3 protein-coding genes are annotated in these 6,818 nt (G+C 71.8%); all 3 read right to left on the minus strand.

The genetic code is table 11. The features are described from left to right. Positions 1 to 4: 4 nt before the first annotated feature. Positions 5 to 2,821: a DUF6603 domain-containing protein gene (locus tag ACH4J0_RS40020; RefSeq protein ID WP_396246118.1), complete on the minus strand. Its 2,817-nt coding sequence runs from the start codon at positions 2,819 to 2,821 to the stop codon at positions 5 to 7. A gap of 311 nt (positions 2,822 to 3,132) precedes the next feature. Continuing rightward, positions 3,133 to 4,269, minus strand: a complete 1,137-nt coding sequence (locus ACH4J0_RS40025) for a hypothetical protein (protein WP_396246119.1) — start codon at positions 4,267 to 4,269, stop codon at positions 3,133 to 3,135. Between the two features lie 669 nt (positions 4,270 to 4,938). Next, positions 4,939 to 6,498 carry a hypothetical protein gene (locus tag ACH4J0_RS40030; protein ID WP_396246120.1) on the minus strand — a complete coding sequence of 520 codons (1,560 nt, stop codon included), beginning with the start codon at positions 6,496 to 6,498 and terminating at the stop codon, positions 4,939 to 4,941. Positions 6,499 to 6,818: the final 320 nt, after the last annotated feature.

A 6,818-nucleotide genomic window follows, 5' to 3' on the forward strand; every position in this document is an offset into this window, starting at 1 on the left:
CCTCTCAGCTGGCCGACACGAGCAGGGGGGCTGCGGTGAAGGCGGTCTCGCAGGCGCGGACATACCCGGGCAGGTCGCCGTCGAGCTCACCGAGGCCGACGCCGAAGCCGGTGAACGCCTCGGCAAGGGCGCGCCGCGTGGTGCGCTGCTCGGCGGCGTCGATGGTGGTGCGGATGCGGTCGATCACGGCGGCCCCGGCCAGGCGGCGCGGCACCGGGCCGACGGCGTCCGCGTCGGGATCGAGCGGCTGGGCGCCGGGATCCATCGGGTCGAAGGCCAGGTTCTCGGCGGAGATGTAGCCGGTGGACTTTCCGTTCTCGGTCGCCGGGGAGGCCAGCCGGACACCGGTCAGCTGCTCGTGGATCAGCTGCTGGCCCGGTGCGGGCAGCGCGTTGGGGGCGCCCGTGCCCCACAGGGACTGCGCCACGGAGGTCCGGCCGAACGTGGCGTGCCAGCTGTCGGTCAGCACCACCGGCTCGCCCTCCAGGGTGAGCGCGACGAGCTGGGTGCTGGTGCGTCCGCTCTCGCCCATGGGCCGCACGCCGATCCGGCTGCCACGCTCCACCGGCGCATTGGAGCGGCTGTCGAGGTACATCTCGGTGATCGGGACGGCGGACTCGACGTTGAAGTCGAAGCCTGCCGAGGAGACGAGCCAGGCCCCACTGTGCCCGCCGCCCACCGGGTCGTCGCTGATCAGGCCCGAGCCGGCGTGGATCTGCACGAGGCTGCCGGGCGGGGGCAGCATGTCCTTGAAGCCGTCCCAGTCCAGATACTTCGCACCATCGCCGCGGTTGGCCCCGAACTTGATGGTGAACGAGATGAACCACAGGTGGACGGTGGCCTCACCGCCGGTCGGCGGCCCGAACAGCCGCAGGCTCGCGCCGATCTCGATCCTGATGGTGATCTTGACGAAGAGGATCTTGACCTGGGCCTGGACGCCGATCCTGACACTGATGCCGAGATCGAAGTGGAACGGGCGCCACTGGATGAGCGCGTCGGCCCTGGCGATGAGCCAGGCGCGCAGCATCCCGGAGTGGAAGTTCACCTCCAGCGAGCCGCCGAGCATCACGGCGGACGGCGTGATCCCGAAGTAGGCGCCACCGGAGACGGTGACACTGCCCGTCAGGTCCCAGTCGAAGCCGAGCCGGGCCGGGCTCGGGTAATGGTCGGGCCGCCGGAAGCTGTCGTGGTAGCCGCCGAGGCTGAAGACGAAGTCCCCGGCCTCGGGGCTGGGGCTGTACCAGGTGGCGAGCGCGACGCCGCCGCGCAGCCGGCAGTTGGGGTCCAGGAGGAAGGAGTTGCGGGTCAGCGCGGCAGACAGCCGCAGCTCGCCCTTGTTCGGCTTGACGACGACCTCGATGCCGAGCTCGGCCTTGGCGTACTTCTTGTCGCCCTTCGGCGGGTACTCGGTGGCGGCCAGTCCGAGCAGGGCGACGGTGAAGTCCGCGCCGGTCTGCACGACCGCCATCGCACTGCCCTTAATGGCCTCGAAGCAGCTGAACGCCAGCCCGGCCGCCACCCACACCTCGTCCTGCGCCGGGCGCACCCAGGGATCGGCGCCGGCGGTGATCGTTTTGAGGATCTCCACGGGGTCGCCGTTCGCGCCTCCGATCGCCCCGGGGTTGTCGAGCGCGGCGACGAACGGGAAGTCGTTCATCGCCTCTACTTCCGGCAGCCGGATCCGGCTGTTCCAGCCCAGGCCCAACGCGATCCCGCGCACCTGGAACGGCGGCGGACCGATGCCCTTGTCCGAACCGAGCGCACCGAACGCGAAGACGGACGGCTGAAGCCCGGCCTCCTGCGGCACGACGTAGGCGCCCACCGCGCTGCCGGCCACCGCCTTGGCGTCCACCAGCAGGACGCCGCCCAGGACCGTGCGGTACGGAGGCGTGGCAGGAAGGGCCACCAAAGCGCCGTTGACGGACAGCGGCGGGTTGCTGTAGCTGATCACCACGCCATCGCCATCGGTAGGCGTGCCGATGCCCCAGCCGCGCGGGCTACGCGCGACGGGGGCCGAGGCGATGACGGTGAAGCCCTCGGGCCCGGCGAAGGCGACAAGGCCGCGCCGGCGCACCGGCAACGGACGCGCCGGTACAGGCCTCGCCGGCAGAGCCCGGCCGAGCCCGTCCCGGCGAACCGCATCGAGCACAGGCTGCGCGCGATCACCGTGCACCGGTACGAGCACGGGACCGGGCATCACCAGCCAGGTCCCGGCGGGCAAAGCACCGGCGAGCGCCGGTACGGGCGCATTCGCCGCCTCCAACGTGGCTGCTGCGGAGGCAATCTGTTCCCCATTCAAATCCTCGTCCGCGGCGATGACTTGCCAGTTCCGACCCGCCGGGTCCTGGAATTCGGCGACGAGCAGCCGCTCGTCCCGGCACAGCACCGCAAGCCGAGCGCTCTCGCTGCTCCCAGTCAGCAGGAGCTGCTCGGCGGCGGCCCGCACATCGAATCGCGTGACGGCTGCGGCTTGCGGCAGCGGGGCGCAGTCCAGGCCGAGGCCGCGTGCCAGGAGGTGGGCCGGGGCGCCGGGTTCGGCGGGCGCGGCCGTGAGTGTCACGGCGGTGACCTCACCGTCCGGGCTGTTGAAGGTGACGCGTACGGGCACGGGTTCGGCGCCCAGCGCGGAGACCGCGACACCGGTTGCCATCAGGTCGGCCGCATCGTCACCAGCGGCATACTCCAGGCGCAGTACGCCGTCGGATACGACTGCGAGGAACGGGTCGTGCCGGAAGTCGAGCGCCTCCCCCGGGAGTTCCACTGGGGCGGCAGAGCCACCGCCGTCGAATAGTTTGCGCAGATCCTCCACCTGAAGCGCCACAAGATCCCTTCCCTCGCGCGGAAACGGGCAGGCTCCGCAGCCGAGCGACGGCGATGCCTGGGCCGGAGACTGGCGGGCCCCGCCATCCCGGCGCACGGCATGGCCAGTCCCAAGATCAGAGCGAACCTATCGAAGCAACTAACTGGTAGGCAGGACCGAAACGCGCCATAACGATGCGTGTCCGATGATCACCGCTCCGTAGTGCGCTTTTATGCGCAATCCGGGCCGCGACCGAGCGCCGCGGAAAAAGAACAGCAGGACCTGAGGAGCACGGGAACCATGCCTCACGTGTCCGAAAAGCCCAAGCTGAGCTACTGATCGGTTCTGCGTACGGCTCTGGGACGCACGTTCAGGCGCGCCGCGAGCAGGCGGATCGCCCGCTGGGTGGTCTCGTCCGGGCTGAACCGGTAGTCCATGCTCGGCGGGCCGTCGGCGTACCGCTCCAGCAGCGCCAGGAGCCGTGTCTGGACGGTGCGCAGTTCTGCCACCGGGCAGGTGCCCCGGCTGTCGGCGGCGTGGGCCTGGCAGGGCGCTGTGGTCTTCCGTCGCGGGGGCCCCCCCGGGGGGGCCCGCGGGGGGGGGGGGGGGGCGGGGGGGGGGGGGGGGGGTTGTGGGCGCGCCCGCCCCCCCGGCGGGGGCGCGGCGGGGGGCCCCCCCGCCACGGAAGGGGCGGCGGGCTCCGAGGGCCCGCACGGTCGGTCAGAACTGGCGGCGCCGTACGACGGGCCGGGCGGGCGGGCCTGCTCGGTGCCGCGCAGCGCGAAGGCCGCGGTGCGGGTGCGCTCCAGCCAGCTCGTGACCTGGCGCAGCGTGGCGGGGTCGACGTGGCGGGCGAGATCGCGCACGGCCTGGTGGTCGTCGTCGGTGAGCGCGTGGAGGCCGGCGCGGTCGAGGGCGGTGTAGAGGGGCTGGGCGGTGGGGCCAGCGAGGCTTCGTTGGGCGGCGTCGGTGGTCTGCCGGGCCTGGTGGGCGGCCTCGCGGGCGCATTCGGCGATGTCCTGGCGGTGGTGCTCGCGGCGCAGCGCGTGCTGGAGGGCGGTGTCGTGGTCGGGGTCGTAGCGCTCGGCGCGGGTGGCGGCGGTGTGGTCGTGGATGCGCTGCCACTCGGCGAGGGTGTCGGCTGCGGGGGCGTAGGCGCTCTCGTGGCCGGCGTCGGCGTGCCGGTCGGCGCAGCGTTCCTCGAACTGGGCTTGTTCCAGGGCCTGCTGGATGTTCTCTAGAGTCATTCCGGCGGCCCGGCGGCGGACCCGGCTGAGGAGGTCACCGAGCAGAGCGTGCTCCTGGCCGTCGGACTCGTCCTCCTCCTGGGTCAAGTGAGTGGGGGCTGGGTGTTGGGCGAGGGCGGCGTGCAGCGTCGCGCCGGCCTCCCACGCCTCGGCGTGCACGACCGGCTCCGGCGGGCCGTCCGGGCGGACGCTGTAGACGATCCGGCCCTCCACCAGGGCCACCCAGCCGTCCAGGCCGTCGACGTCGCGCTCCGTCCAGCCGCGGGCGAGTCCGGCGCCGTGGTGGAGGGTGCGGATGCCGTCATGGCCGCTCCAGCGCGTCGATCATCTGCTCGATGGCGGCCGTGAGGGGGCCGGACGCCGGGGCCCGCTGATCTCTTGCTGAAGATCAGGGCCTCGTATGTCTGGCAGGAGTGGCCCCGACGCCGGGCACCCTCACGATCTCGTTCCTTCCTCGGCGGCGGTCGGCCGACGCCCGGGGCCAACTCTTTCTGGAGGGCTCAAGACCCGGGTAAGTCGTATGACTCACCGGACGTCAGCTGATCACCGCCGAGATGAAGCCGGCGGCCGCGCTCTTTTTCGAGGTCTCGCGGGACCGGGTAACGGGTAGCGATCCGCCGGCTTCGGTCCCCATTAGGTAAGTTGGAGTGGTGAGTTCGACCCGTCACCCCCGATGAGCAGCACAAACAGGCGGCAAGCGGAGACAAAGGCCGGTGGCCGAACCGCACCGCGGACCGAACCCGAAACCGGCCCCCGTGGCGAACCCCGAGCCGAACCCCCGGCCGAACAGCCTGGGTCTTGTGCGCGGGCAACCAGTCGAGGGGATCGGGCGGCGGCGAAGGCGGCGTCCGTTCACGGCCCGTCGGCAAGTACCGCTCTTGGTGGAACGGATCAGCCGCTCGCAGTCCACAGGGTGGCGGTAACGGTCATCCCCTGCTGGTCGCTGCCGGGCTTGGCAGTGACTTTGAACCAGGCCACCGAGTCCTTCGCGGTAATCACGCAGTAGGCGGAGCCGACGGTCATTTTGCTGAACGGCGCGGGGTTGGGCATTGCCTGGCGCATGGCATCGTCGCGGCACTGGTCCGGACCGGGCTCCTGCGCCGAGGACGTTCCCCAGGCCTTGAGGTGCGGGTAGACCATGGTGACCGAATTGAGGCTGGAGCAGGGCTGCTGGATCGTCAGGTCCGCCGGAGGGTTCACGATATTCATGAAGTCATCCGGGTCCAACACGGCCCCGCGGGCCGGATCGAGGTCCATGATGGCCCGGCCGCACGTCCTCGCTGCCGACGGCACGTTGATGGCCGTGTCACGATACTGAGCCGTCCACCGCCCTGAGTCGGGCGGCGCCGCGGTGGCGGCGGTCGGAGCGACGGTGGCGCCAGTCGGAGCGGCGGCCTGCGCGGGCGAGGTGCCGGATGGTGTGGCCGCGATGCTGGGGTGCGCGTCGATAGTGACGGTCGGGGCCGCGGCGCCCGCAGTCACGGTGCTGGTTGCGCTCGTGCGGACGAGAATGACGACGACCGCGACCGCCAGGACGGCGACGGCGACGGCCAGGACGGCCACGCTGCCCCGCAGCAGCCGTCCCGACGACGGGGATGGTGCCGGCGGCAGGAAGGGCGGTACTTCAACAGCGACGCCGGCGGGTGCCGGTCCGGTGGCGACGACGGGCGGCTGCGGCCACCACTGCTGCCGGGGGCTGTCGGCCGCCGCGCGCAGCCGGGCGCGTACCATCCGGTGCTCGGGGGTCTCCTCCTCGGGCGAGGGGGTGACCATCGACAGGAAGATGTGCTCGGCCTGATCGGCGCTGATCGCGACCGCCTGCCGGTCGGCGCGAAGTGCCTCGGCCCGGGCCTGCTGCCGCCGCAGCCGCTCGTCGAGTTCGAACGTCGGCTGCCCGGTCCGTCGCAGTAGCGTCACCTGCCGTCGCAGGCCCTCGATCTCGTAGTGGCACTGGGAGAGCTCGGCGGTCAGGTGTCCGCGCTGGGCGTACAGATCGAGGAACCCTGTAAGGCTCTTGAGGAGCACATCGCTCAGGAACGCCAGTTGCGTCCTGAGGGAGTCCTTGTCGTGGAGCAGGGCCTGTTCCCGGGCCGCCTGCTGGAGTCTGGGCTGTACGTCGCGGTGGTAGCGGTCGGCGTACGCCGCCGCGCTGTATAAACGGTGCGTGTCATCGCGAAACCCCACCGCGAGGGTTTTCCCGGTCCGCTCCTCCGCCATATTGAGAATGATTTCAACGAAATCCGCTGGGGGGAGATGCTCCCCTTTCCTCCACCTGCCGACCGTGGCCTTGTTGACGTTCATCCGATGAGCGATATCAACGTCTCTGATGCCACTGCTTGCCATCAGAGCCGCAACCTGCTTCGAGAAATTCGTCCGCTCAGGCCCTCCCCTGGCGCTCCCCTGTGCCCCGTCGACGACGCTATTGTCGATCGGCTCGACCTCGTTGCCCATCCGTGCGGTCCCCACCCCTCGTCGGCACCGACTCCTACGCCCCCGTTGTGCCCGTCACGCGACCCTAGACCCACTCGTCGCACCCGGTGAAGCGCCGCAGTTCCGCGCGTTGCGGCCGCGCAACCCGGCCATGAAGCACCGGCCCGCCGGGGGGGGGGGGGGGGGCCCCCCCCCCCCCCCGGGCCCCCCCCCCCCCCCCCCCCGGCGGGGCCCCCCCCCCCCCCCCCCCCCCCCCCCCCCCCCCCCCGCGGGGGGGGGGGGGGGGCGGGCGCCCCCCCCCCCCCCCCCCCACGCCAGCCCCCTCCCCCTCCCCCCTCACC

Origin of the sequence: Kitasatospora sp. NPDC017646 (genome assembly GCF_044329365.1) — a bacterium.
GTDB lineage: Bacteria > Actinomycetota > Actinomycetes > Streptomycetales > Streptomycetaceae > Kitasatospora.

What these genes read in the sequence shown, in the direction of transcription:
- ACH4J0_RS40030 (WP_396246120.1), bottom strand. Translation starts at nt 6,498, where the DNA reads ATGGGCAACGAGGTCGAGCCGATCGACAATAGCGTCGTCGACGGGGCA.